Annotated in this window: 24 protein-coding genes; 7 read left to right on the top strand and 17 right to left on the bottom strand. The window is 65.5% G+C overall.

Annotated features, from left to right (window positions below; all coding sequences use genetic code 11):
- Positions 1 to 86 precede the first annotated feature (86 nt).
- The 12 genes from J1C48_RS15865 to ybgC form a co-directional block, all read right to left on the bottom strand.
- Positions 87 to 1,028: an outer membrane protein gene (locus J1C48_RS15865; protein ID WP_207258975.1), complete on the bottom strand. Its 942-nt coding sequence runs from the start codon at positions 1,026 to 1,028 to the stop codon at positions 87 to 89.
- Positions 1,029 to 1,330: 302 nt separating this feature from the next.
- Positions 1,331 to 2,677, bottom strand: coding sequence for a phosphoglucosamine mutase (gene glmM, locus J1C48_RS15860; RefSeq protein ID WP_207258974.1), 1,347 nt, complete (start codon positions 2,675 to 2,677; stop codon positions 1,331 to 1,333).
- 291 nt (positions 2,678 to 2,968) lie between these two features.
- Positions 2,969 to 4,888 (bottom strand): ATP-dependent zinc metalloprotease FtsH, encoded by a 1,920-nt coding sequence (gene ftsH / locus J1C48_RS15855; protein WP_207258973.1) that lies wholly within the window; start codon positions 4,886 to 4,888, stop codon positions 2,969 to 2,971.
- Positions 4,889 to 5,032: 144 nt separating this feature from the next.
- Positions 5,033 to 6,394, bottom strand: coding sequence for a tRNA lysidine(34) synthetase TilS (tilS, locus tag J1C48_RS15850; RefSeq protein ID WP_207258972.1), 1,362 nt, complete (start codon positions 6,392 to 6,394; stop codon positions 5,033 to 5,035).
- 99 nt (positions 6,395 to 6,493) lie between these two features.
- Entirely contained in the window at positions 6,494 to 7,480 is a 987-nt protein-coding gene (ybgF, locus tag J1C48_RS19185; protein WP_207258971.1) for a tol-pal system protein YbgF, read from the bottom strand.
- Between the two features lie 99 nt (positions 7,481 to 7,579).
- Positions 7,580 to 7,867 carry a hypothetical protein gene (locus J1C48_RS15840; RefSeq protein WP_207258970.1) on the bottom strand — a complete coding sequence of 96 codons (288 nt, stop codon included), beginning with the start codon at positions 7,865 to 7,867 and terminating at the stop codon, positions 7,580 to 7,582.
- 10 nt (positions 7,868 to 7,877) lie between these two features.
- Positions 7,878 to 8,405 carry a peptidoglycan-associated lipoprotein Pal gene (gene pal / locus J1C48_RS15835; protein ID WP_207258969.1) on the bottom strand — a complete coding sequence of 176 codons (528 nt, stop codon included), beginning with the start codon at positions 8,403 to 8,405 and terminating at the stop codon, positions 7,878 to 7,880.
- Between the two features lie 235 nt (positions 8,406 to 8,640).
- Positions 8,641 to 9,951 carry a Tol-Pal system beta propeller repeat protein TolB gene (tolB, locus tag J1C48_RS15830; protein ID WP_207258968.1) on the bottom strand — a complete coding sequence of 437 codons (1,311 nt, stop codon included), beginning with the start codon at positions 9,949 to 9,951 and terminating at the stop codon, positions 8,641 to 8,643.
- Between the two features lie 234 nt (positions 9,952 to 10,185).
- A complete protein-coding gene (locus J1C48_RS15825) occupies positions 10,186 to 11,283 on the bottom strand; it encodes a cell envelope integrity TolA family protein (RefSeq protein ID WP_207258967.1) in 1,098 nt (365 codons plus the stop codon).
- Positions 11,284 to 11,300: 17 nt separating this feature from the next.
- Positions 11,301 to 11,747, bottom strand: a complete 447-nt coding sequence (gene tolR, locus J1C48_RS15820; RefSeq protein ID WP_207258966.1) for a protein TolR — start codon at positions 11,745 to 11,747, stop codon at positions 11,301 to 11,303.
- A gap of 50 nt (positions 11,748 to 11,797) precedes the next feature.
- Positions 11,798 to 12,502: a protein TolQ gene (tolQ, locus tag J1C48_RS15815; RefSeq protein ID WP_207259004.1), complete on the bottom strand. Its 705-nt coding sequence runs from the start codon at positions 12,500 to 12,502 to the stop codon at positions 11,798 to 11,800.
- A 476-nt stretch (positions 12,503 to 12,978) separates the two neighbouring features.
- Positions 12,979 to 13,431 (bottom strand): tol-pal system-associated acyl-CoA thioesterase, encoded by a 453-nt coding sequence (gene ybgC, locus J1C48_RS15810; protein WP_207258965.1) that lies wholly within the window; start codon positions 13,429 to 13,431, stop codon positions 12,979 to 12,981.
- A gap of 286 nt (positions 13,432 to 13,717) precedes the next feature.
- On the opposite strand from ybgC, the gene J1C48_RS15805 reads away from it, so the two are divergent.
- Complete coding sequence (locus tag J1C48_RS15805) at positions 13,718 to 15,097, top strand: DUF2254 domain-containing protein (RefSeq protein WP_207258964.1); 1,380 nt, start codon at positions 13,718 to 13,720, stop codon at positions 15,095 to 15,097.
- Between the two features lie 349 nt (positions 15,098 to 15,446).
- Positions 15,447 to 15,701 carry a hypothetical protein gene (locus J1C48_RS15800; protein ID WP_207258963.1) on the top strand — a complete coding sequence of 85 codons (255 nt, stop codon included), beginning with the start codon at positions 15,447 to 15,449 and terminating at the stop codon, positions 15,699 to 15,701.
- A gap of 152 nt (positions 15,702 to 15,853) precedes the next feature.
- On the opposite strand, the gene ruvB is transcribed toward J1C48_RS15800, so the two are convergent.
- The 5 genes from ruvB to J1C48_RS15775 all read right to left on the bottom strand — a co-directional run bounded on the left by ruvB (position 15,854) and on the right by J1C48_RS15775 (position 19,000).
- A complete protein-coding gene (gene ruvB, locus J1C48_RS15795) occupies positions 15,854 to 16,900 on the bottom strand; it encodes a Holliday junction branch migration DNA helicase RuvB (protein WP_207258962.1) in 1,047 nt (348 codons plus the stop codon).
- A 78-nt stretch (positions 16,901 to 16,978) separates the two neighbouring features.
- Complete coding sequence (locus J1C48_RS15790) at positions 16,979 to 17,377, bottom strand: type II toxin-antitoxin system VapC family toxin (protein WP_207258961.1); 399 nt, start codon at positions 17,375 to 17,377, stop codon at positions 16,979 to 16,981.
- Positions 17,374 to 17,661 (bottom strand): AbrB/MazE/SpoVT family DNA-binding domain-containing protein, encoded by a 288-nt coding sequence (locus J1C48_RS15785; protein WP_207258960.1) that lies wholly within the window; start codon positions 17,659 to 17,661, stop codon positions 17,374 to 17,376. The genes J1C48_RS15790 and J1C48_RS15785 overlap by 4 nt, the downstream gene beginning before the upstream one ends.
- Positions 17,662 to 17,720: 59 nt before the next feature.
- Entirely contained in the window at positions 17,721 to 18,341 is a 621-nt protein-coding gene (gene ruvA, locus J1C48_RS15780) for a Holliday junction branch migration protein RuvA (RefSeq protein ID WP_207258959.1), read from the bottom strand.
- 233 nt (positions 18,342 to 18,574) lie between these two features.
- A complete protein-coding gene (locus J1C48_RS15775) occupies positions 18,575 to 19,000 on the bottom strand; it encodes a hypothetical protein (RefSeq protein ID WP_207258958.1) in 426 nt (141 codons plus the stop codon).
- A 352-nt stretch (positions 19,001 to 19,352) separates the two neighbouring features.
- On the opposite strand from J1C48_RS15775, the gene J1C48_RS15770 reads away from it, so the two are divergent.
- Genes J1C48_RS15770 through lpdA form a run of 5 tightly spaced genes read left to right on the top strand, consistent with a single transcriptional unit; the run spans position 19,353 to position 24,593 of the window.
- Positions 19,353 to 20,579 carry a 3-methyl-2-oxobutanoate dehydrogenase (2-methylpropanoyl-transferring) subunit alpha gene (locus J1C48_RS15770; protein ID WP_207258957.1) on the top strand — a complete coding sequence of 409 codons (1,227 nt, stop codon included), beginning with the start codon at positions 19,353 to 19,355 and terminating at the stop codon, positions 20,577 to 20,579.
- 48 nt (positions 20,580 to 20,627) lie between these two features.
- The gene (locus J1C48_RS15765; protein ID WP_207258956.1) at positions 20,628 to 20,825 is read left to right on the top strand and encodes a DUF2283 domain-containing protein; all 198 of its coding nucleotides are present in this window, start codon (positions 20,628 to 20,630) and stop codon (positions 20,823 to 20,825) included.
- A gap of 49 nt (positions 20,826 to 20,874) precedes the next feature.
- Positions 20,875 to 21,888 carry an alpha-ketoacid dehydrogenase subunit beta gene (locus J1C48_RS15760; RefSeq protein WP_207258955.1) on the top strand — a complete coding sequence of 338 codons (1,014 nt, stop codon included), beginning with the start codon at positions 20,875 to 20,877 and terminating at the stop codon, positions 21,886 to 21,888.
- A complete protein-coding gene (locus tag J1C48_RS15755; protein ID WP_207258954.1) occupies positions 21,889 to 23,199 on the top strand; it encodes a dihydrolipoamide acetyltransferase family protein in 1,311 nt (436 codons plus the stop codon). It begins immediately after the preceding gene.
- Positions 23,196 to 24,593, top strand: coding sequence for a dihydrolipoyl dehydrogenase (lpdA, locus tag J1C48_RS15750; RefSeq protein WP_207258953.1), 1,398 nt, complete (start codon positions 23,196 to 23,198; stop codon positions 24,591 to 24,593). The genes J1C48_RS15755 and lpdA overlap by 4 nt, the downstream gene beginning before the upstream one ends.
- Positions 24,594 to 24,602: the final 9 nt, after the last annotated feature.

Genomic DNA, 24,602 nt, shown 5'->3' with positions numbered 1-24,602 from the left:
ATGGCGATCAAACCATGGCGGGCGAGCGAAATGATTTGTCTGAAGCGCCCCGGAAAATTGCGCCGGCGCCCTCCCCGCCAGGAGCCTTACTTGTAGACCGGGGTGTCCTGGTACACCGGCGCATCGGCATAGACCGGCGCGGGTTCCTTGCCTTTGCCGAAGCCAGTGCCGCCGCCGAACTCGTAGCGCAGGCCCGCGGTCACGGTGTGGATGTTGAAACCGTTGTCGGTGCCTTGCGTGCCCGAAGCGCCGGCCGCCGTATCCACAGAATCGTAGCCAGTCGCCCGGCCGCCAGCGATGCGGGTGTATTTATAGCCGGCGTCGAATTTCAGGTTCTGGGTGATGTCGACGCTCGCGCCGGCCATCAGCGACGAGGCGAAGCGCCAGGACGAAAGGCCTGGATGAGTGGCGCGGAAAATCGCGGTCTGCGTGCCGCAAAGACCGCCGCCGCAGGAGATCTCGTTGCTGACGTCGTCATATTTGACATGCGCCGCGCCGAGACCGGCACCGATATAAGGGGTGATGCCGCCATAGGTGCCGAGATCAACATAGGCGTTGGCCATCGCCGTCCAGATCGAGGCGTGGGAGGCGTCGCTGTAGCGGCAATCGTTGGTCACCGGATCGAGGCCGTAGCCGACCTCGACGAGATAGCCGCATCGGCTGGAGCCGCTGGCACCGGTGCGGACATAGTTCAGCGTCAGATCGGTGCGGAACATATCGTTGAAGCGATAGCCGAGGCCGGCGCCGAAATTCGCCGAGTTCTTGAGTGCGATCTCGTCGTAATGTTCGACATTGTCGATGCCGTCGTCGCCAAAACCGACATTGTAGAAATTATAGTAGCCGGACGTCTTAGACTTGAAGTTATAACCAATGTCGCCGCGCAGATACCAGCCGGAGGTCTCCACCGGGGCCGGCGCAGGCGGCGCCACATAGCTCGGCTGCTCGATGATGTCGGCCGCATGCGCCGCCGGAACGCAAATCGCCCATACACCGATCATGGCGACGGCCGTCGAAAGGAATTTGTTCATCGTTCACGTCTCCATTAAGGTCGGTGTCCACGCTCCAAAGCAGCGCGCTGAGCACGATGAAGACGGTAAATGGAAGTGGTTAACGAACGGTTGCGTTCATAGAGCATTAAGCATACGCAGCCCGATCAATGCCGTTGCTGCGGAAAAACGCAAATCGTCGGAGCAACTGGCGACAGCTGGCGATCTTCCGCCCGCGTTGGTTCCAGGGAGGGGCCCGGCCGATCTGCCCCTTCGCTGCCAGACCGGTAGTCACTAAGCTCGCGCGCCGCCATCCATACGCCGCAGCGACGCGGCAAAACGCCCTACGCCCCGACGCTCTGCAACACCCCCACGATGTCGTCGACGACGATGTTGACCAGCCCCGCGTCGTCACCCTCCGCCATCACCCGGATCAACGGCTCGGTGCCAGAAGGGCGGATCACCAGTCGGCCGGCATTGCCGAGCCGGTCGCGGCCAACGGCGATCGCATCCTGCACGCGCCCGTCTTGCAGCGGCTCGCCCTTGCGAAAGCGCACATTCTTCAAAACCTGCGGCACCGGCTCGAAGCGGCGGCAGACCTCGGACACCGTGCCTCCCTTTCGCCGCACCACGGCGAGAATCTGCAATGCCGAGACCAGACCGTCGCCGGTGGTGGAGAAATCCGACAGGATGATGTGGCCGGACTGCTCGCCGCCAACATTGTAGCCGTGCTGTCGCATATGCTCGACGACATAGCGGTCGCCGACCTTGGTGCGGGCGAGCTGCAACTGCTTGGCTTCCAGAAAGCGCTCCAAGCCGAGATTCGACATGATCGTCGCGACGATGCCGCCAGCCGCCAGCCGGCCATCCTCGGCCCAGCTCTCGGCGATCACGGCCATCAGTTGGTCGCCGTCCACAACGTCACCCTTCTCGTCGACGATGAGAACACGATCAGCGTCACCGTCGAGCGCGATGCCGATATCGGCGCGAACCTCCTTCACCTTGGCAATCAGCGCCGTCGGCGCGGTCGATCCACAATCGCGATTGATGTTGACGCCGTCCGGCTCGACGCCGATCTTGACGATCTCGGCGCCAAGTTCCCACAGCACCTCGGGCGCGACACGGTAACCGGCGCCATTGGCGCAGTCGATCGCCACCCGCATGCCTTCAAGAGACAGCTCGCGTGGCAAGGTGCGCTTGGCGAATTCGATGTAGCGGTAGATGTCGCCGTCAACGCGCTTGGCCCGGCCGATCGCCTCGCCGGTGGGCATCTTCGCCGAGAGATCCTCACCAATCAGGCTGCCGATCTCCGCTTCGATGTCGTCGGACAGCTTGTAGCCATCCGGCCCGAACAGCTTGATGCCGTTATCGGCAAAGGGGTTGTGCGAGGCCGAGATCATCACGCCGATATCGGCGCGCAGCGACCGGGTCAGCATCGCCACAGCCGGCGTCGGCATCGGCCCGAGCAGGAACACGTCCACACCTGCGGCGGTGAAACCCGCCACCATGGCGTTTTCGATCATATAGCTGGATCGGCGGGTGTCCTTGCCGATCACCGCCCGGTGGCGGTGGCTTCCGCGCTTGAAGACGATGCCGGCAGCCATCCCGACCTTCATCGCGACCTCGGCGGTCATCGGATGGCGGTTTGCCGTCCCCCTGATTCCATCCGTACCGAAATAGCTTTTGGCCATCAGATCTTCTTTCTTCACTTCGACCAACGCCGTTTGGTGCGAAAGCCGCCTGCCACGCCCGTGTCGGCAAAGGTCCGACGGCCGACACGGGCGTGATGCGCTGATTGTCCCGTTGGCGCGCCAGCGAAATCCCGTGGGACATCGCGCGCGACGTTGTTCAGCCATGCCATACAAGCGTTTCGGATGACTTGCGATCCGGCTAAACGACTTACCGACAGGGTTAAGCCATTCTTCATGCGAAAAGGCGACCCGAGGGCCGCCTTTTGCGCATTCACGTCTTGCGTCGCTTCGTTACGTCGGCTGCGGCTCGAGGCCGTCGCCGCGGGCCGGGCGCTGGCTGCCGGCCTTCGGTACCGCCGAGCCGCGCGAGGGCGGGGTGTCGTCGCCCATGTCGCGATTGAGCGGCCGGCCGGCCAGAAGATCGTGCACCTCGTCGCCCGACAGCGTCTCGTATTCGAGCAGTGCCTTGGCCAGAAGATGCAGCTCATCGATATGCTCGGTGAGGATCCTGCGCGCCTTATTCTCGGCAGTCTCGACGATCTGGCGAACCTCCGAGTCGATCAGTTGGGCGGTCTCTTCAGACATGTGCTGCTGGCGGGAGACCGAATGGCCGAGGAAAACCTCGTCCTGGTTCTCCTTGTAACGCAGGCGGCCGAGCTTGTCGCTCATGCCGTATTCCATGACCATGGCGCGCGACATATTGGTCGCTTGCTGAATGTCGTTGGAAGCGCCCGTTGTGACGTTTTCCTCGCCATAGATGATCTCTTCGGCCGCGCGGCCGCCGAAGATCATCGCCAGACGGGCTTCCATCTCGTTCTTGCGCATGCCGTAGCGATCGCGCTCGGGCAGGTTCATGGTCACGCCGAGAGCCCGGCCGCGCGGAATGATCGTGACCTTATGCAGCGGATCGTTGAACGGCTCGTGGATACCGACGAGCGCATGGCCGGCCTCGTGATAGGCGGTCAGCTTCTTCTCTTCCTCGGTCATGGCCATCGACCGGCGCTCGGCGCCCATCATGACCTTGTCCTTGGCGTCCTCGAATTCGAGCATCGTCACGAGACGCTTGGAGCGCCGCGCCGCCATCAGCGCCGCCTCGTTGACGAGGTTGGCGAGATCGGCGCCGGAAAAGCCCGGCGTGCCGCGCGCGATCGTTTTCAGATCGACATTCGGCGCCAACGGCACATTGCGCACATGGACCTTGAGGATCTTCTCGCGGCCGGTGAAGTCCGGATTCGGCACCACCACCTGGCGGTCGAAGCGGCCCGGGCGCAGCAGTGCGGGGTCGAGCACGTCTGGCCGGTTGGTCGCGGCGATCAGGATGATGCCTTCATTGGCCTCAAAGCCGTCCATCTCGACGAGCAACTGGTTCAGGGTCTGCTCACGCTCGTCGTTCCCGCCACCAAGGCCCGCGCCACGATGCCGGCCGACGGCATCGATCTCATCGATGAAGATGATGCAGGGTGCATTCTTCTTGGCCTGCTCGAACATGTCGCGCACACGGCTGGCGCCGACGCCGACGAACATCTCGACGAAGTCCGAACCGGAGATGGTAAAGAACGGCACATTGGCTTCGCCGGCGACCGAGCGGGCGAGCAGCGTCTTGCCGGTGCCCGGAGGGCCGACGAGCAGTACGCCACGCGGGATCTTGCCGCCGAGCCGCTGGAACTTCTGCGGCTCGCGCAGGAACTCGACGATCTCTTCCAGATCCTCCTTGGCCTCGTCGACACCGGCAACGTCGGAGAAGGTCACGCGGCCATGCGCCTCGGTCAAAAGCTTGGCCTTGGATTTGCCGAAGCCCATCGCCTTGCCGCCGGCCCCGCCCTGCATTTGCCGCATCAGGAAAATCCAGACTGCGAGAATGAGGAGGATCGGACCGAAGGACATCAGCATCGACCAGATCGGGTTGTTGGTGTCGCCCGGCGGGCTGGCGTTGATCTGGACGTTCTTGCCCTCGAGCCGCGAGACGAGTTGCGGATCTTCCGGCGCGTAGGTCTGGAACGCGGTCGAGCTGTCGGTGTACTTTCCGGTGATGCGTTGCCCCTGAATGGTGACAGCCTGAACCCGGCCGCTATCGACATCCGACAGGAAGACCGAATACGGAACCTCGCGCGCGTTGCCGTTATGGGTGCCGTTCGAAAAGAGCTGGAACAGCGCGATCAACAGCAGCGCAATAATCGCCCACAGCGCAAAGTTTCGAAAGTTCTGGTTCATCACTCGTCCTGAATCGGCGAAGTCGACCGCAAAGGTGCGGAGCAAAGATAGGTGTTGTGAGCCCTCTTGCCAACACATTCGCCCGAATTTGAGGCAAAAAGCGCCCTGTCGCTGCGATCATGGTGACGGAGGGGTTAGCACCCGTCATACGGGCAGATCCCGCAGCAGAAGATGTCGTGTCAGCGACCGCATGACAAGGGGGGCGGCCTTCAGCCCGAGTCGCCGCGCGATCAGCGCTTCGGCCGCCAGCGGCGTGCCCGCCGCGTCGATGACGACCGGCCGACAACGGTCGCGCGCATTGCCGCGTTTAAGGCTGCCGAGTGCGACAATCCGCGCACCGGCATGTGTCCGCCACGGTCCGACATCGACGACGAAACGGCCATCGAACGAGACCGGCCAGGCCATCGGCAGAACGCGGCCTTGCAACTTCGTCTGATCGGGCGCAACGGACCCGCGCAAATCACAGTCTTCCATTGCGGCAATCCTTGCGCCAGCGCCAAGCGGCACCGAAGTCGCAAGAAAAACCGGTGGAATTCCCGATCGGCCGAACTCGCGCATCAGCGTCAACCGGCCGTTATCGCAGGCCAAAAGCGCGCCACCGAGCGAACGCTGCAGCGGCGTCGGATTGCCCGCAAGCAGCCAATCGAGGATCGCGGCAACGGCCGGTCCGGCCGGCGGCGTGTCACCTCCCGCGGCTGCGACGATCGCCCGTGAGATAAGATGCGCGGCGCAGCGGCGCGACAGCGTGCTCAGCACCGTTCGATCGAGGGTGATGGCGCCGTCGGTCTCGTAGCGCAGTCGGCCGTCCGCCTCGAGCGAGCGCAGCAACGCGGCAAGCGCCGCCTCCCCCCGCTCGCGCGCAGCTTTGCTGCGTGACAGCCGCCGGGCGAGCGCTGCGCGCCGGGCCGGATCCTGAGCCAGTCTCTGGCGGATCCTGGCGCGGTCGTAGCGAAGGTCGCGATTGGTCGGATCGTCGATCGGCTGAAGGCCGGCGGCGGCAACGACGGCGGCGAGCGCGCTTTTTTCGAAGGCGAGAAACGGCCGGCCCAAGCCGATGTCGGGCGCCAGCCAGCGCAGCGCCCGCATGCCGGCGCGGCCGCCGAGGCCGGCGCCGCGCGCGACCGCGAGGCCATGGGTCTCGATGTCGTCGCCGCGATGATGAGCGGTCAGGATTAACCCTGCCCCGTGGATTCGCGCATGGTCGCGCAACAACGCGTAGCGCGCCTCGCGGGCCTTGGCGGAGAGATTGCCGGCGCCGTCGAAGCCCTGCCAGTGCAGCGTCGTGTGATGAAAGCCCCACCGCGCCGCCAAGGCCGCGACGAACGCTGCCTCATTTGTCGATTCGGGACGAAGATGGTGGTCGACGGTCGCAATCGCGATGGCCGGCGCGCATGCCCCCACATGGCGGCGATAGATGTCGGCAACACGCATCAGCGCCAGGGAATCCGGGCCGCCGGACACCGCCAGCACGATGCCGGCGGACGATCCTGAGGAGACCCGAGCCATCGTCAGCAGCGCCGAGAAGGCGTGGACGAGATCGGCAACGGAACGAAACGCGGGCGCTTGACCCGGATCGGCGTCGATCGCAGCCTCCCCGTCAGGTCGTCAGCAGCTTGCCGCCGACTCTTCGTCCTTCAGCTTGCGCTTGACGTTGACGCTCATATTCGGATAGCGCCGCGCCACTTCCTTATAGGTCACGCAGGCGGTGTCGCGATTCTTCAGCTTGGCAAGCGACATGCCGAGCTTCAACATCATCTCCGGCGCCTTGGCACTGTTCGGATGCGACTTCTGCGCGTCGAGAAAAACCTCGGCGGCATCGGCATATTTCTGCTGCTGATAGAGGCTCTCGCCGAGCCAATAATCGGCATCGGGCGCATCCTTGGCGTTCGGATAGGTCTGCGAATACTGCCGGAAGGACTGTTCGGCCCGGGCATAGTCGCCGGCGAGCAGATAGTTGTAGGCGAGATCGTACATCTCGCTCTGGCCCTTCGGATCGATGTTGGCGACGGTGTCGGAGCGCTGCTTGGCCGAGCCGCCGTCGGCCGATGCTGAGCCCGAAGCTTGGCCGCCGATCGACGAGGTATCGATGCCGTTCTGCAGGAGCTTGCCGATACCGTCGTCGCCAGCGCCGTTCGAGGCGGTCGCCGAGCCGTCCGTCGCACCCGCCGTGCCGGCATCGCCGCGGCGGCCATCGCCGCCCGACGAAGCGGCCGGCGTCTTGCCGCCGCCGCCTTCGAGCTGCTGGAAGCGGAACTCGGTATCCTCGCGATATTTGCGCATGTTCTCCTCCGCCTGGAGGAGTTGGAAGCGCAGGTCCTCGACCTTGCCGTTAAGCTGGCGGACTTCGTCCTCAAGCTGGTTGAGACGCACCAGCGCGTCACCGGCCTGGGCAAGCTGGACCGGCGCGCGGCGCGGCGCGTTGTCCTGGGCACGGCCATAGAGCGGCGCAGTGTCCGCAGTCGGCACGCGGGTTCCGGCGGCATTATCGAAGATGCCGGAAAGACCGAAGGCCGACGCGGCCGAGGGCGTCAGGCTGGCCAGCACGGCAACGGCCGCCACGAGGCGGCGCGGAGAAATTGTCACCTTGGTCACGTCTCTTTCCTTCGCGCGAGCCACATGCGGCCTTCGCGCGAGCCACATGCGGCGCCAGCCCCGCCGAGTCCGACGGGCGCCACTCAAAACGTTACCAGCTCACCCGAAACAGGCATAGCGCATCACGGCGCGGTCAATCGGAAAAAGCTTGGAACGAGCGACTTCGGCCAAAATTTGACGCTTTTCTGATCGTCCACGTCTTTTGAAAAAGACGATGGGCGTTCGAGCGGGATGCGATAAAGCGGAACCGCCATTGCGCTCAACGTCTTTGTTTTGCCGCAGGATGGGATCCGAAACGTCATCCAGCGTTTCGCCATCATGCTCCTCGGCGACATCGCCGGGAGACGGCGCGGGCGGATCGAATGGGCGAGGCAACGCCTCGCCCAAGACCGTCACCTTAGCTGCCGGCGCCGCGAAGCACCGTGACGGCGCGGCGGTTCTGCGACCAGCAGGAGATATCATCGCAGACGGCGACCGGTCGCTCCTTGCCGTAGGAGATGGTCCGCATGCGGTTGGCCGCGACGCCGAGCGAGGCGAGATAATCGCGGGTGGCCGCCGCGCGGCGAGCGCCGAGCGCGAGGTTGTACTCGCGGGTGCCGCGCTCGTCCGCATGGCCTTCGACGGTGATCTGATACTGCGGATACTGGTTCAGCCACTGCGCCTGACGCTGCAAGGTCTGCTGAGCCTTCGGGCTCAGCGACGACGAGTCGGTGTCGAAGAACACCCGGTCGCCGACATTGACCGTGAAATCCTGGCTGGAACCCGGCGTGGCGGCGCCGCCATTCATGCCGTTGGCGCCTCCCAAACCGAGACCGGCGGCGCTGTCGGGCAGCGCGTCCTTCTTGCTCGCGCAACCAGCGATCAACAGAGCGGCGCACAGCGCGAAAGCGATGCGGCCTTTGCCTTCACAGACCATGCTTAGCATGGTGAACTCCTTCAAATCCAAGGAAGTTTCGTTACCGTCGTCTTACCATGCGCAAGCTTAACGGTCGGTAAAATCCAATTCTCTCCGGCCGCCGCGGCGGCGATGGGGCGAAGCCCGCACAACAGCCGAAGAAATCAGGCCCGAACCGGTTTTCACCCAAAGCTGATGCCAGGAGGCAACAGCCAAATGATCTATGGTCCGAAACTTGTGTCAGGCTGGTGTCCCCTGCCACAGCCTATTCGAGCAGCGGCGACCAGGCCGGATCGGAGGCGTAACCCGGAGTCGGCACCTCCTGATCGTTGTAGCCGGTCAGATCAATCGAATAGAGATGCGGCCCGCCGCCGCCCTTCTGGTCGCGGAAGAACATCAGCACGCGGCCGTTCGGCGCCCAGGTCGGCCCCTCATTATGGAAGCCCGAGGTCAGGATGCGCTCGCCCGAGCCGTCCGGCCGCATCACGCCGATCTGGAACTGGCCGCCGGTCTGCTTGGTGAAGGCGATCAGATCGCCGCGCGGCGACCACACCGGCGTCGAATAGGATCCCTCGCCGAAGGAGATGCGCTGCTGGTTCGAGCCGTCGGCATTCATCGTATAGAGCTGCTGACGACCGCCGCGATCGGATTCAAAGACGATGCGCGTGCCGTCCGGCGAATAGGAGGGCGACGTGTCGATGGCATTGGTCGAGGTCAGCCGGGTGGTCGCCCGCGAGCGCAGGTCCATCGCATAGATGTTGGCGTTGCCCTCCTGCTGCAGGCTCATGATCACCTTCTGGCCATCCGGCGAAAAGCGCGGCGCGAAGGTCATGCCCGGAAAGTTGCCGACGATCTCGCGCTGGCCGGTCTCCAGCTGCAACAGATAGACTCGCGGCCCCTCCTTGCCGAAGGACATGTAGGTGATTTCCTGTCGGTTCGGCGAAAAGCGCGGCGTCAGGACGAGGTCGCGGCCGTCGGTCAGATAGCGCACATTGGCGCCGTCCTGATCCATGATGGCGAGACGCTTGACCCGGTCCTGCTTGCTGCCGCTCTCGGCGACGAAGACGATATGGGTGTCGAAATAGCCCTTCTCGCCGGTGACCCGCTGATAGATCGCGTCGGCGATGATGTGGGCGACCCGCCGCCAGTTCTCCGGATTGGTATAGAACTGCTGGCCGTCGAGCTGCTGGCCGGCGAAGGTGTCCCACAGCCGGAACTCGACCCTGAGCCGGCCGTCCGCCTCGGGCGAGACGCGGCCGACCACCAGCGCCTGGGCGTTGATCACCGTCCAGTCCTTGAAGCTCGGCGTGACGTCCGGGCCGAGGCCTTTCTGGATGAAGGCCGCCTGATCGATCGGGGCGAACAGCCCGGAGCGCTTCAGATCGGCGCTGACGACGTCGGAGATCTTCTTGCCCATGCCGTCGCCGGACTGGAAGTCGGCGATGGCGATCGGCAGGGGCTGGACGTTGCCTTGGGTGATGTCGAGTTCGACGACCGCCGAAGCGGGCGTCACGACGGCAAACACGCAAGCGAGTGTGAGGATCGCTGCGCACAGGCGCCCGATAAGATTAGACATGAGCGGACTTTCCCCTCTTCCATTGCGGCTTACCGCGCTCCGCCATCCCCGTGAGCGGCCCGGCCGAATATTCCATTACGCTTCCGGTCCGGCAGGACGGCGGACGCCGTTTCGTCGTCGCGACCGGTCTGGTCTTTGCAATCGCCGCGCCTGCCGCGGCGATCGTTCGGCATGACGCGTTCTTGATAGGTCATTTTCAGGAGATTTGATGGCAGATCGCCTTCGACGTCGTCCTCAAAGCATCTGACTGGGGTCGAAATTCAAAATCACTTCCGACCAGGTGTCGTATTTGTCGGCCGGCAGGTTGTAGGGCGCGCAGCGCATGACCGCCCGCAGCGCCGCCTCGCCGGCGGCCCGCTCCATAGGCGAGCCGTTGCCGCCGTCGACCAGCTCCGGCCGGCCTTCCAGCCCGCCGCTCGGATCGAGACGCATGCGGATCGTCACCCGCAGCGATCCGGCATCGGACACGCCCGCCGGCGGCGACCAGCAGCGGCTGACCTGACCACGCAGCGCGTCGAGTTCGCTCTGCGAGAGCTTGTTACCGGTGCGACGCTCGCCGCCGAGGGAGGCCTGTTGCTGCGAGCGCTTGGCGCCGCCGCCGGCCGACTTCTCCTTGTTGATCAGGGCCGCGATCTTGTTCGGATCGAAGTCGCTCTTGTCGGGTGCTTTTTGAGCCGGCTTTTCGATTGGCTTGTCAGGCCGATCCTTGGCCTCGCTGCGCTCCGGCGTCGGCGGTGTCGGGCGCGCGGTCGGCACCGGACCGCTCTCCGGCAGCCCCGCGACCTGCGGCTCGGACGGCTTATCCTCGGGCTGCGGTCGTGGTTGCGGCTGCGCGTCGGCCGAGGCGATCGCCGCCTCCACCGGATCGGGCGTTACCTGCCGGGGCGAAGCTTTCGGCGGTGCCGTCTTGGCTGGCGCGGCCTTCGGCTGCGGCGTCGGCTCGGGGCTCGGCGTCGGCACCGCTTCGGCCTTCGGCTGCACCTTGGGCTGCGGCGGCGGCGGCTCGGAGGCCGCCGGCGGCGCCGCCTCTTCGGTTGCCTTCGGACGCTCCGTCGGGGTGGGGGGCGACTGCAGATCCGTCGAATTGTCGCCGACGTTCTGCGCCGGCTCCTTCTCGGCCGGCTTCTTGGTCGGCAGCGGCGCCGGCGTCTTGCTCTTAGGCGCATCCTTCTTGCCGACCATCGACTGGGAATATTCCTCGATCGGCACCAGATCGACCGGCAGCGAATCCACGGCTGCGCTCTTGAGCGGCTCGGGCGCGCTCAAGGCCCACAGTCCCCAGGTGAGGACCACGGCATGCAGAATGGAGGAAACGACGAGACCGGATCTCATGACAGGGTTCGCGCGGCTCAGGCGTTGGGATCTTGATCGGTGACGAGGCCGATATTCTTGAAGCCAGCGGCGCTGATCCGCCCCATGACCTGCATCACCGTGCCATAATCGGCGGACTTGTCCCCCTTGACGAAGATCCGCTCCTGATAGCCGGTCTTGGCGATCTGCTTGAGCTTGTCCACCACCTCGTTCACCGCGATTTCGGTTTCGTTGATGTAGACCTCGCCCTTGGAATTGACTGAAATGGTGATCGGCTGGGTTTCGGCATTCAGCGCCTTGGCCTGGGTCTTCGGCAGCTCGATCGGCACGCCGACCGTCAGCATCGGCGCGGCCACCATGAAGATGATCAACAGAACGAGCATCACGTCGACCATCGGCGTGACGTTAATCTCGCTCATCGGCGCGCGGCGCGAGCGGCCGCGCCGCGTATGCCTGGCACCGGCTCTGCCCGTCGACATTCCCATCGCCCGACCCTCTCTTCACATCCTGCAGCGGCCGCAAGCCGCCGCGCGTTTCAGCGCTGCGTCAGTTTTTCGTCGATCTGCCGCGACAAGATCGCCGAGAACTCATCGGCAAAGGCCTCGAGCCGCATGCCGAGCTTGCCGGCGTCCGACGACAGCTTGTTGTAGGCGACGACCGCGGGAATGGCCGCGACGAGGCCGATCGCCGTGGCGAGCAGTGCTTCGGCGATCCCCGGCGCCACGACCGCAAGACTGGTCTGCTGCGAGCCGGCGATCGCCTGGAACGAGGTCATGATGCCGACCACCGTGCCGAACAGCCCGACAAAGGGCGCGGCCGAGCCGACCGTCGCCAGGAAGCCGAGCCGCGACTCCAGACTGTCCATCTCTCGAGCAAGCGTGACATCCATCGCTTTCTCGATCCGCTGCTGCAGGCCGATCGGCGAGCGGGCGCCCTTTTCGAAGGACTTCTTCCACTCACGCATCGCCGCGACGAAAAGCGCGCCCATACCACTCGTGCGCCGCTCCGACAGCGAATGATAGAGTTCCTCCAGCGACTGGCCGGACCAGAAGTGACTCTCGAATTTGTTCAGCTGCCGGCGGAACGCGCCATAGCGCATCACCTTGTCGATAATGATCGCCCAGGACCAGATCGACGCGAGGAGCAGCCCCATCATGACCAGTTTGACGACGAAGCCGGCCTGCCAGAACAGATCCCACAGCGAGACCGAACCCGCCGCCGACAGCGCACTTTGAGCGATTTGCCCATCCATGTTCAGACCAAGCCCCTCGAACATACCAATCGCCGGACCGGAAACCGCAGGTTTCCTCCGGCTTGCTTGTTTTCACCGCATCGCTTGCGCTCGGCAGCCCCGGCCGTGTGTCGCTCGGATCGTCGCGTCCATGCCCCTCCCCCGGGCTCGAACGGTGTCCGGCTTGACGGCGTGCCCGGTCAAGATCGTCCAGATCCCCGCAAATCGTACCGCCTGCTTCGCTTTCACAAGCGATTCCGGTGAAAGCATGGCGAATTTGTCTCGAATCCGCCGTTTTCCGTTGTGAACCGATCATGGTTAACAAGCGGTTACGAGATTTGACGGGACCGAAAATTTGGCCCCGCACCGCTGACCGTCCCGATCGAACCGGGGCCGGGCGCGCAAGCGGGCTATGTTGGGCGGATCGTTCGGACAAAGAGGGCCTGAAACGCTCCCCTTCGAAAGGCCTTTGAAGCGGAGCGCCGTCAGCCGACTCCCAGGCCGGGCGCTAGCACCTCCAGCACCTTTTTCGGCATGCGCATCGGCTTGCCGTCGAGCGAAATCACCGCGATCTTCACATTTGCCTCGATCAAAATGTCGTCGCCGCGACGAATGGTCTGATCGAGCAGCACCCGTGCGCCGCCGAGCTGGCGGGTGCGGGTGATGACGGTCAAGATATCGTCGATCCGCGCCGGGCGCAGATAGTCGATCTCCATCCGCCGCACGGCAAACGCCATCGGCGCGCCGAACGCCCCGTCCATCAATTCGCGATGGCCGATGCCCTTCAGCCGCAGGAAGTCCGAGCGGCCGCGCTCGAGAAAATGCAGATAGCGGGCGTGGTAGACGACACCGGAAAAGTCGGTGTCCTCGAAATAAACCCGAACGTCGAGGCGGTGGCCGTCGCCGTCGAGCGTTCCGGCAAGGTCGGTGGTCGTCATCGGCGGCGTCTCATTCGTTCGCATTGCAGTCGCGCCGTTGTGCCCTCGCGGCCGCGCCATTGCGGCGCCCGCGGCCGGACCGGCCACAAGGCGCGACATGAAGCGGCGGGCGGTAACAGCTCGCCCGTTCTGGGGCAAGACCTGCGCCGATGTCGAGAGCCGTCGGTCTCGATCGCCATGCGGGTGAGGAAACGACGGAGGGGCTCTGGCGATTGACGCTGCGTCCCATATTTGATCCGATTCCCCGAGGCCCCCGCCAGCCTGCGGCGACGATCGAGGAGGCCCGATGCGTGCACTGATCCTGCAATATTACGAGCGTGTGCTGGGCAGCTACTGGTTCATCCCCTCGATCATGGCGGTCGCGGCCTCGCTGCTCGCCTTCCTGCTGATCACGTTCGACAGCCTGGTCAAACCCGACGCCTTCGGCGCCAGCCCGTTCCTCTATGCCACCCAGCCGGACGGCGCCCGCGCCATCCTCAGCGCCATCGGCGGCTCGATGATCGGCGTTGCCGGCACGGTGTTCTCGGTGACAATGGCCGCTGTCGTCTTCGCATCGGGCAGCTTCGGCCCGCGGCTTTTGACCAACTTCATGAACGATCGCGGCAACCAGGTGACCCTCGGCGTCTTCGTCGCGACCTTCGTCTATTCGATGCTGGTCCTGCGCAGCGTGCGCGACGGCGGGGCCGATAGCGGCTTCGGCGACATGTTCGTCCCCAATCTCGCGATCTTCGGCGCGATCATCCTCGCCATCGGCTCGATCGGCGTCTTGATCTACTTCATCCATCACGTCCCTTCGAACATCCACATCTCCAACGTGATTGCGGGCATCGGCCAAAATCTTCTCAGCCGGGTCGCCGACGAATTTCCGCAAGACGAGCCGCGCGATGCCAAGGCGGAGGCGGCGCTGAAGTGGCAGGTGCCGCCATGTTTTCGCGGCGACGAAGCGGAGACAGGCACAGCCGGCGCGACGGCGCCCTTCGCGCAGATCGCCTGCGACCGGGTCGGCTATCTGCAGATCATCGATCGGGAATCGCTGATCGCTGCGGCGGCGCGCGACGCGATCATCGTGCGCCTTACCTGTCGGCCGGGCGTCTTCGTCTATCCTGGTTTCAAGCTCTTCGACGTCTGGCCGGCCGAGCGGGCGGATGAGGAGACCGGCGAGCGGCTGCGCGCATGCCTGGCCGCCGGCAACAGCCGCAGTCCTCGCCAGGACATCAACTTTCTGTTCGACGAGCTGGTCGAGATCGCCGGCCGCGCGCTCTCGCCAGGCGTCAACGATCCTTACACCGCGATCACCTGCATGGACTGGCTGACCGCGGCAATGGCGGCGATCGCCGGCCGTTATTCCGGCGATCCCTACATCGTCGACGAAGACGGCAAGCTGAGAGCCATCATCCAGGCCGGCAGCTTTGCCGACTATCTCGACATCGCCTTCGGCCATCTGCGCCAATATGCGGCGGCAGACATGATCGCCGGCGAGCATTTCATCAACTGTCTCGGTGCCGTGCTCAGCGCCTGCCGGACCGATGACCAGCGCTCGGCCGTTCACAATCAGGCGGCGCACTTTATCGAATTGGCGCGCGAGGCACTTTCGGGAGCATGCCTCGCAACCGTCGAGGCCGCGGCGGCAGACGTCCGGCCGAAGGGCGAACGAGTTCAAAGCTAACCAAGCGTCAGAGCGGTGTTGCGTGCTCGCATCCTGTCTGCACCGCCAGGATCAAGGGCGAGGAGCGCATGCGGGCCGAGTGTGGCCGGCCTGCCGCGCTTGGAATGGGCTCGCTCTCGGGTGGGATTTCCAAGCGCCGGCCGTGGTCTATCTCTGTCTCAAAATCGCCCGCGTCTTGCGGGCGACGCGTCTTGACCTGACGCCGACCGCCGAACGCCCCGATGCGGCGCACGGCAGGAAGCGTTGGGCAGACCGTCGCCCTTCAGAAGATGGCGTTTTGCGGCCTGACAGACGACAATCGACACGTCGCCCCGTTCGACCGTTCCTGTTCACTGTGATGGTATTCCCAATGAAACCACTCTTGCTCTTGACGGCCTTCGCCGGCCTCGCCGCTCTGTCCGCCTGCGAATCGACGGACACCGCTCCGTCCGCCAGCGCCGCGGCAACCGCCTTCCAGCAGCCGGGATCGGCCGAGGCCGAATGCACGCGCTTCGGCTATCAAGCCGGCACTCAGCCCTATCAGTCCTGCGTCACCGACATGCAGCGCCAGGAACGCACACTCGCGATGGGCCGCAAGATGACCGCCGACGGCCGCATGAACTGACGCGTCCGGTCCGGGCCTTGCCCCCGATCGCCGGGCCACCCCGGCTCCGAGACTGGCCAAGCTCCAAGACCGGCCGGGTTTGCGGCGCCCCTCGACGCGCCTGTCGCGCTCAACGGCCTCTTCGAGGCGGCGGCCAAGCCCGGCGGGGCTGCTCAGCCTTCGCCGTCATCCTCGAACAGCGTCGCCTGGGTGCCTTGGACGGTGGCGGGCACGGCAAATCCCATGTGCCGGAAGGCATGCTGGGTGAGCAGCCGGCCGCGCGGCGTGCGCTGGATGAAGCCCTGCTGCAAGAGATAGGGCTCGACAATGTCCTCGATCGCGTCGCGCGGCTCCGACAGGGCCGCCGCGATAGTCTCGATGCCGACCGGGCCGCCACCGAAATTCAGCGCGATCAGCTCCAGATAGCGCCGGTCGAGCTGGTCGAGGCCAAGGCTGTCGACTTCGAGCCGCGACAAGGCCGCATCAGCCACCTGGCGGTTGACGATCGCAGCGCCGGCGACATCGGCGAAGTCGCGCACCCGGCGCAAGAGCCGTCCAGCGATGCGCGGCGTGCCCCGCGCCCGGCGAGCAATCTCCTTCGCTCCATCCTCGCTCATCGGCAGGCTCATCAGCCGCGCGCCGCGGGCAACGATCTGTTCGAGTTCGTCGACGGTGTAAAAATTCAGCCGCACCGGAATGCCGAAGCGATCGCGCAGCGGCGTCGTCAAGAGGCCCAGCCGGGTGGTCGCCGCGACCAGGGTGAATTTCGACAGGTCGATCTTCACCGAGCGCGCCGCCGGCCCCTCGCCGATGATCAGATCGAGCTGAAAATCCTCCATCGCCGGATATAGGATCTCTTCGACAGCGGGCGAGAGGCGATGGATCTCGTCGATGAACAGGACGTCGCGCTCTTCGAGATTGGTGAGCAGCGCCGCGAGATCGCCGGCCTTGGCGATGACCGGGCCGGACGTCGAGCGGAAGTTGACGCCGAGTTCCTTGGCCATGATCTGGGCGAGCGTCGTCTTGCCGAGGCCGGGCGGGCCGACGAAGAGCACGTGATCGAGCGCCTCGCCCCGCGCCTTGGCGGCCTCGATGAACACCTTCAGATTGGCTCTGGCGGCCGCCTGGCCGACGAAATCGTCCAGCCGCTGCGGCCGGAGCGTCGCATCGACGTCCTCGCCCCGCTTGTCCGGCGAAATCAGGCGTGAGGCGTCGCTCATGACCGCCCTCGCGTTTGCGCCATCGATTGCTCTTTCCCGTCGGGCCCTGTGTCGATCATCGTTAGCCCCATGCCATCCTTACGTCAGCAGTTCCATTCCAGCGACGCGCTTGGCGGCCTGGGCATCGAATGTGAAGGTTTGCCCGCAGCCGGCTTTCGAGGCGGCATGGGCGATCAAATGGTCCGCGAGTTCGCCCCGAAACGCCGCGTCGCCATGGATGAGACCGGCGACCACATGCTCGTCCTCGAAGACCAACCCCTCGGTCTCGACCATCCGCACCAGGACCGCATGAACCTCGGCTCTGGAAAAGCCGTAAAGCCTTCTCAGAACCCAAGTCATCTCGACGAGCACGACCAGCCCGACAAAGGCCGGGTCGTCAGCGGTCCTCGCCGAAAAGAACGATGTCGCCCTGGCCGATTGCTCCGGATCGTCGGCGACGAGATAGCGCAGCAACACATTCGTATCGACGGCATTCATGATCGTCCATCATCCAGATCCCGGCGGATGCGCTCATCCTCATCGGCGAGATAATCGCCGATCGCATCATCCATCGCCTGGAGGGTGGCGCCCGCTCCGGCCCGAGGATTGGCGAGAATCCCGGCAAGCTCGCCGATCGATCGGTTCTTCGGAACGAGCCGCACGCCGCCGTCGGAATCGAGCACATAAGCGATTCGATCACCGGGCTTCAGCTTCAGATGTTCGCGGACTTCCAGCGGAATCGTCGTCTGGCCCTTGGCGGTCAGCTTTGATTGATGGCCCATCACCACATCTCCTTACCAAGCCAGAGTAGTAAGGCGACCCTGAAAGCTCAATACGCGCGTCACCGACTCAGCGCCTTCAACCCGAGGCGGATCAGCTTCGCGCTGTCGGCGCCTTCGCCGGCCTCTTTCACGGCGGCGGCGACGGCATTCGCCGCCTGGTCGCGGGCATAGCCGAGATTGGTGAGCGCCGAGACCGCATCGGCGATCGGCGCCGATGCGGTGCCGCCACCGATGTCGCGCTTGAGGCCGAAACTCTCCTCGGCCCCGGCGCCGGAAAACGCCGGCGCGCGGTCCTTCAGCTCGGCGACGATGCGCGCGGCGACCTTCGGGCCAACACCCGGCGCCCGGGCGACCATCGCCTTGTCCTGCAGCGCCACGGCATTGGCAAGATCGCCGGAAGACAGCGTACCGATCACCGCCAGCGCCACCTTGGAGCCGACGCCCTGCACCGTCTGCAACAGGCGGAACCAGTCGCGCTCGGGCGCCGAGGCAAAGCCATAGAGCCGGATCATATCCTCGCGCACGACCGTCTCGATGAACAGGACCACTGCCTCGCCGACACCGCCGATCGCCGCCAAGGTCCGCGCGCCGCAATAGGCGACATAGCCAACGCCGTGCACGTCGACCACCAGATGATCCTCGCCGATCTCGTCGACCGTTCCCTTCAGCTTGCCGATCATCAGACCCTGCCCCTCGCGCGCCGCCGAGAACGCCCGCCCAGCCGCGCCGCCGGCGCAATGCGGCCGAAACGGGCTTGGCGCGTCCCCTCATCCCTCGGCGGTAGGCAACACCAAAGAACATGTCAAGAACAAACAAAAGGGCGGCGGAGACCACAGTGCCGGTCCCCGCCGCCCTTGGCATCGCCTGACGATGCTGCTTGAGTGGCGCCGTTTGACTGGCGCCGCTCCTTCGATCAGTCGCAGACCGTCACATTGCCGATCCGCACGCAGCCGCGGCGATTGCGCCGCCGGCGCGGCACGCCGCACAGCCGCGGATTGTTCCGCCGAAAATACGGATTGCGGCATTCCCGCCGCAGCCGGCGCAACCGCCGCCGGCGGCGGCGGATACGCCGCCCATGGCGGTGCCGGTAGCCGGTGTAATGGGCGAGCTCGTAGCTGCCGTCCTCGCCGTCCTCCCCGTCGTTGTCGATCGCGGCAAGAAGATCGTCCGCCGGCATCTCGCCGAGCGCCGCCTCCGCCGGCCGGATGAAAGACGGTGCGCCGAATGCGACCGCACAGGTGGCAACGCCAAACCCGATCAGCAGCCGCCGCCGCGCCGGGTCCGGCTCGGCCATCGGCTCCGCGCCGCCGGACCGCCGGGGCCATTTGAAGATATTCATGCGGGGTCTCCCTTTTCCGCTGTCCCTTGCATATCCTCCGGGGCGACGGTCGTTGCATTGTCTGTGGTTTGAAGGCCCGCCGCCCAACCGCTCGTCGGCGGCGATCAGGCGCAAGCGACAATCGCGGACAAAGAGCGTCCGATACCAAATATGACGCTACGGAATTTTGTCGAATGCCAGGGCGCCATCCGTCCGCCTGACACCGTCGCCAAGACGGGCCGAACCTGAAGGCTTGTCGCGGTCTCAGCCGCGATCAGGGCGCGGCAGCCGGTCGCAGCCCGGCCTGATCTCACCGCTTCTTTCCGGCGCGCGGCGATCTATCTGCCTTTAAAGAGAGCCTGGGAGGTCTCGCATGAGCGGTGGATTGCGCTTGCATGTGCCGGAGCCGGAAGTGCGCCCCGGCGGCGCGCCGGACTTTTCCGGCGTCAAAATCGCCAAGGCCGGATCGGTCCGACGCCCGCCGGTCGACGTCGATCCCGCCGAGATCCGCGACATGGCCTATTCGATCATCCGGGTGCTGAACCGCGCCGGCGAAGCGGTCGGCGCGTGGTCCGGAAGCCTGAGCGACACCGAGCTGCTCGCCGGCCTGAAGACGATGATGCGGGTCAGAGCCTTCGACCGACGCATGCTGATGGCCCAGCGCCAAGGCAAGACCAGCTTCTACATGCAGTGCCTCGGTGAGGAGGCGATCGCCTGCGCCTTCCGCAAGGCGCTCGAGCCCGGCGACATGAACTTTCCGACCTATCGCCAGCAGGGCCTTTTGATCGCCGATGACTATCCGCTCGGCGACATGATGTGCCAGATCTATTCCAACCGCCGCGACCCGCTGAAGGGCCGGCAATTGCCGATCATGTATTCCTCCAAGGCGCACGGCTTCTTTTCGATTTCGGGCAATCTCGCGACCCAGTTCGTACAGGCGGTCGGCTGGGCCATGGCCTCGGCGATCAAGGGCGGGGACCGGATCGCGGCGGCCTGGATCGGCGACGGCTCGACGGCGGAAAGTGACTTTCATTCCGGCCTGGTCTTCGCCTCCACCTATAAGGCGCCGGTCGTTCTCAACATCGTCAACAACCAATGGGCGATTTCGACCTTCCAGGGCATCGCCCGCGGCGGCTCCGGCACCTTTGCCGCAAGGGGTCTCGGCTTCGGCATTCCGTCGCTCCGGGTCGACGGTAACGACTATCTGGCCGTCCATGCGGCGGCACAATGGGCGGTCGAGCGGGCCCGCAGCAATCTCGGACCGACGCTGATCGAATGGGTCACCTACCGCGCCGCCGCCCATTCCACGTCGGACGATCCCTCGGCCTATCGCCCGAAGGAGGAGACCGACGCCTGGCCGCTCGGCGATCCGATCAAGCGGCTGAAGAACCATCTGATCCTCAAGGCCGTCTGGAGCGAGGAGCGCCACGTCCAGGCCGAGGCCGAGATCGACGCCGAAATTTTGGCCGCCCAGAAGCAGGCCGAGAGCCACGGCACGCTGCACACCGGCCCGAGGCCCTCGGTGCGCGACATGTTCGAGGGGGTCTACGAAGAAATGCCGCCCCACCTGCGGCGCCAGCGCCAGGAGGCGGGATATTGAGGACGGCCGTGAACGCCGATGGCATGTCGATCGAAAGGCGAGCAGGCCATGGCGACCCCGACCGTGCGCTACGACGCAGACGCGAACGCGGCCTCTATCCGCTGTTCCCCGACACCGGTGACCGACAGCGAAGAGGTCTCGGAGGGGATTGTCTTCGACTTCGACGCCGAAGGCCGCCTCGTCGGCATCGAAGTTATGGACGCTTCGCGCCACTTGTCGCCCGACCGTCTCGGCCAAGCCGCCTGAGCGCCCGTATACAGCCCCACTCCTCCCTGCCGACAAATCGAGGCCGTCCATGCCGCGCATGACGATGATCGAGGCGATCCGCGATGCCCATGCCGTCAAGATGGCTGAGGACGACAATGTCGTCGTCTATGGCGAGGATGTCGGCTATTTCGGCGGCGTCTTCCGCTGCACGGCGGGGCTGCAGGAGCGCTTCGGCAAAAACCGCTGCTTCGACGCGCCGATCAACGAAAGCGGCATCGTCGGCACGGCGATCGGCATGGCCGCCTTTGGCCTGAGGCCCGTCGTCGAGATGCAGTTCGCCGATTATGTCTACCCGGCCTTCGACCAGATCGTCTCGGAAGCGGCCCGCCTCCGCTACCGCTCGGCCGGCGACTTCATCTGCCCGCTGGTGGTGCGCATGCCGACCGGCGGCGGCATTTTCGGCGGCCAGACCCATTCCCAGTCGCCCGAAGCGCTGTTCACCCACGTTTCGGGGCTGAAGACCGTCGTCCCGTCCAATCCCTACGATGCCAAGGGCCTGCTGATTGCCGCGATCGAGGACAACGATCCGGTGATCGTCCTCGAACCCAAGCGCCTCTATAACGGCCCCTTCGACGGCGATCACGACAAGCCGGTCACGCCCTGGTCGAAACATCCGCTCGGCGAGGTGCCGGAAGGCCGCTACACCGTTCCGCTCGGCCAGGGCATCATCCGGCGCGAGGGCGCCGACCTGACCGTGCTGGCCTATGGCACCATGGTGCACGTCGCCGAGGCCGCCGCTGAGAGCGTCGACATCGACGCCGAGGTGATCGATCTGCGCACCCTCATTCCCCTCGACATGCCGCTGATCGAAGCCTCGGTGAAAAAGACCGGCCGCTGTCTCATCGTCCACGAGGCGACGCTGACCTCGGGCTTCGGCGCCGAGCTGGTCGCGGTGGTGGCGGACGCCTGTTTCTACCATCTCGAAGCCCCGATCCTCCGGGTCGCGGGCTGGGACACGCCCTATCCGCATGCCCAGGAGTGGGACTATTTTCCCGGCCAGGCGAGGGTCGGCGGAGCGATGAAGCGCGTAATGGAGGGCTGAATGGGCACCGTCACCATCAGGCTTCCCGATGTCGGCGAAGGTGTCGCCGAGGCCGAACTGGTCGAATGGCATGTCGAGGTCGGCGATCCGGTCAAGGAGGATATGACGCTCGCCGCGGTGATGACCGACAAGGCGACGGTCGATATCCCCTCGCCGGTCGACGGCACGGTGAATTGGCTGGCAGGCGCAATCGGCGACACGATCGCCGTCGGCTCGCCGCTGGTGAAGCTCGAGGTCGACGGCCCCGGCGGCACCGAGCCGGAAGCGAACCCGCAAGAGCAGCTTCAGACCGGCGACGATCCTTCGGAACGCCCATCTGAAAACATCGCGCCCGCGGCCGGAGATCAACACGCCAGCCAACGCGCCGACAAGACGGCCGACGACCACTTCCGCTCCACAGTGCCGCCGCCGCGCGCGCCGCAGCGCAAGGCCGGCGAAAAGCCGCTCGCCGCGCCGGCCGTCCGCCGCCGGGCGATGGAGGCCGGCATCGATCTTCGCCGGGTGGCCGGCTCCGGTCCCGCCGGGCGCATTCTCGCCGACGACCTGGACGCCTATCTCGAAGCCGGCGACACAACCGCGCCCGGCCGCGCGGCGATGGTCGACACCACGGTCACCGAGGTCAAGATCGCAGGATTGCGCCGCCGCATCGCCGAAAAGATGGAAACGGCGAGCCGGCGCATCGCCCACATCACCTATGTCGACGAGATCGACATGGAGGCGGTCGAGCAGCTGCGGGCGGCGATGAACAAGGACCGCCGGGACGACCGCCCGAAGCTCACCCTCCTGCCCTTCCTGATGAAGGCACTGGTGATCGCGGTGCGCGAGCAACCGGTGATGAACGCGCTCTATGACGACGAGGCCGGCATCCTGCACCAGCATGGCGGCGTCCATATCGGGGTTGCGGCGCAGACGGGCTCCGGCCTGATGGTGCCCGTGGCGCGCCATTGCGAGGCGCGGGACATCTGGAGCTGCGCCGGCGAACTCGCCCGCCTGAGCGAAGCCGCCAAAGCCGGCACCGCCAAGCGCGAGGAGCTGTCCGGCTCGACCATCACCATCACCTCGCTCGGCGCGCTCGGCGGCATCGCCACCACCCCGATCATCAACCATCCGGAGGTGGCGATCATCGGCGTCAACAAGATGGAGGTCCGGCCGGTCTGGGACGGCAGCCAATTCGTCCCCCGCCGGCGCATGAATCTGTCGTCGAGCTTCGACCACCGGGTGATCGACGGCTACGACGCGGCCGTCTTCGTCCAGCGGATCAAAACACTTCTGGAAACCCCGGCCATGATCTTCGTCGAGGCGTCTGCATGAACGAGATGTCCTGCCAGTTTCTCGTCATTGGCGCCGGCCCCGGCGGCTATGTCGCGGCGATCCGCGCCGGCCAGCTCGGCCTCGACACCGTCGTCGTCGATTCCATCAAGCCCGGCGGCACCTGCCTCAATATCGGCTGCATCCCGTCCAAGGCGCTGATCCACGCCGCGGACGAATATTTCCGGATGCGGGAAGCCGCGGCAGCCGAAGCCATTCCCGGCGTCACGGCGGGCACGCCCAGCCTCGATTGGTCAGACGTCGTCGGCTGGAAGGACGGCATCGTCAACCGCCTCAACAACGGCGTCACCGGCCTGTTCAAAAAGGCCCGCGTCAAGCTCGTCGAGGGCCGCGCCCGCTTCGTCGACGGCAAGACGGTCATCGTCACCAGCGAGACCGGCGAGCAGCGCATTTCGGCCGAAACCGTGGTGATCGCCACCGGCTCCGAACCGATCGCACTGAAGACCCTGCCCTTCGGCGGCAAGGTCATCTCGTCCACCGAGGCGCTGTCGCTGTCCGCCCCGCCTGAAACGCTCGCGGTCGTCGGCGGCGGCTATATCGGCGTCGAACTCGGCACGGCCTTCGCCAAGGCCGGCTCGAGGGTCACGATCGTCGAGGCCGCCGACGAGATCCTGCCGCTCTATGACGGCGATCTCGTCAAGCCGGTGCGCCAGCGCCTGCAAAAGCTCGGCGTGACGGTGATGACCGGCGCCACGGCGCAAGGGCTCGCCGGCGAGGACGGCGATCTGATCATCGAGACCACAAAGGGCGAGGAGCGCCGGATCGCCTGCGACCGCGTGCTCGTCACCGTTGGTCGGCGTCCGGTCACCGAAGGCTGGGGCCGCGACGAACTGGTGCTCGAAATGGACGGCCCCTTCATCCGCACCGACGACAGCCGCCGCACGGCGATGTGCGGCGTCTATGCGATCGGCGACGTCGCCGGCGAGCCGATGCTCGCCCATAAGGCGATGGCCGAGGGCGAAATGGTCGCCGAGATCGCGGCAGGCCACCGCCGGGTGTTCGACCATCGGGCGATCCCGACCGTCTGCTTCACCGATCCGGAAATCGTCACGGTCGGCCTGTCGCCGCTGGGCGCCAAGGCAGCGGGGATCGAGACGACCATCGGCCGGTTTCCGCTTTCGGCCAGCGGCCGGGCGATGAGCCTTGACCGCGAGGACGGCTTCGTGCGGGTGGTGGCGCGGACCGACAATCACCTCGTCCTCGGCATTGAGGCGGTCGGCGCGACGGTCAGTGAATTGTCGGCGGCTTTTTCGCTCGCCCTGGAAATGGGCGCCTGCCTCGAAGACGTCGCCGGCACCATCCACGCCCATCCAACGCTCGGCGAAAGCTTTCAGGAAGCCGCGCTGGCCGCCCTCGGCAAGGCGCTGCATGTGTGAGACCTCTCT

The sequence above is a fragment of the Jiella flava genome, assembly GCF_017349315.1.
Lineage (GTDB): Bacteria > Pseudomonadota > Alphaproteobacteria > Rhizobiales > Rhizobiaceae > Jiella > Jiella flava.
This window is presented reverse-complemented; position numbering and strand designations above follow the sequence as displayed.

Excerpts from the sequence above, each read along its gene's own strand:
- J1C48_RS15865 (WP_207258975.1), bottom strand. The coding sequence starts at position 1,028 with ATGAACAAATTCCTTTCGACGGCCGTCGCCATGATCGGTGTATGGGCG.
- glmM (WP_207258974.1), bottom strand. The coding sequence starts at position 2,677 with ATGGCCAAAAGCTATTTCGGTACGGATGGAATCAGGGGGACGGCAAAC.
- ftsH (WP_207258973.1), bottom strand. The coding sequence starts at position 4,888 with ATGAACCAGAACTTTCGAAACTTTGCGCTGTGGGCGATTATTGCGCTG.
- tilS (WP_207258972.1), bottom strand. The coding sequence starts at position 6,394 with ATGGCTCGGGTCTCCTCAGGATCGTCCGCCGGCATCGTGCTGGCGGTG.
- pal (WP_207258969.1), bottom strand. The coding sequence starts at position 8,405 with ATGCTAAGCATGGTCTGTGAAGGCAAAGGCCGCATCGCTTTCGCGCTG.
- tolB (WP_207258968.1), bottom strand. The coding sequence starts at position 9,951 with ATGTCTAATCTTATCGGGCGCCTGTGCGCAGCGATCCTCACACTCGCT.
- J1C48_RS15825 (WP_207258967.1), bottom strand. The coding sequence starts at position 11,283 with ATGAGATCCGGTCTCGTCGTTTCCTCCATTCTGCATGCCGTGGTCCTC.
- tolR (WP_207258966.1), bottom strand. The coding sequence starts at position 11,747 with ATGGGAATGTCGACGGGCAGAGCCGGTGCCAGGCATACGCGGCGCGGC.
- ybgC (WP_207258965.1), bottom strand. The coding sequence starts at position 13,431 with ATGACGACCACCGACCTTGCCGGAACGCTCGACGGCGACGGCCACCGC.
- J1C48_RS15805 (WP_207258964.1), top strand. The coding sequence starts at position 13,718 with ATGCGTGCACTGATCCTGCAATATTACGAGCGTGTGCTGGGCAGCTAC.
- J1C48_RS15800 (WP_207258963.1), top strand. The coding sequence starts at position 15,447 with ATGAAACCACTCTTGCTCTTGACGGCCTTCGCCGGCCTCGCCGCTCTG.
- ruvB (WP_207258962.1), bottom strand. The coding sequence starts at position 16,900 with ATGAGCGACGCCTCACGCCTGATTTCGCCGGACAAGCGGGGCGAGGAC.
- J1C48_RS15790 (WP_207258961.1), bottom strand. The coding sequence starts at position 17,377 with ATGAATGCCGTCGATACGAATGTGTTGCTGCGCTATCTCGTCGCCGAC.
- J1C48_RS15785 (WP_207258960.1), bottom strand. The coding sequence starts at position 17,661 with ATGGGCCATCAATCAAAGCTGACCGCCAAGGGCCAGACGACGATTCCG.
- ruvA (WP_207258959.1), bottom strand. The coding sequence starts at position 18,341 with ATGATCGGCAAGCTGAAGGGAACGGTCGACGAGATCGGCGAGGATCAT.
- J1C48_RS15775 (WP_207258958.1), bottom strand. The coding sequence starts at position 19,000 with ATGAATATCTTCAAATGGCCCCGGCGGTCCGGCGGCGCGGAGCCGATG.
- J1C48_RS15770 (WP_207258957.1), top strand. The coding sequence starts at position 19,353 with ATGAGCGGTGGATTGCGCTTGCATGTGCCGGAGCCGGAAGTGCGCCCC.
- J1C48_RS15765 (WP_207258956.1), top strand. The coding sequence starts at position 20,628 with ATGGCGACCCCGACCGTGCGCTACGACGCAGACGCGAACGCGGCCTCT.
- J1C48_RS15760 (WP_207258955.1), top strand. The coding sequence starts at position 20,875 with ATGCCGCGCATGACGATGATCGAGGCGATCCGCGATGCCCATGCCGTC.
- J1C48_RS15755 (WP_207258954.1), top strand. The coding sequence starts at position 21,889 with ATGGGCACCGTCACCATCAGGCTTCCCGATGTCGGCGAAGGTGTCGCC.
- lpdA (WP_207258953.1), top strand. The coding sequence starts at position 23,196 with ATGAACGAGATGTCCTGCCAGTTTCTCGTCATTGGCGCCGGCCCCGGC.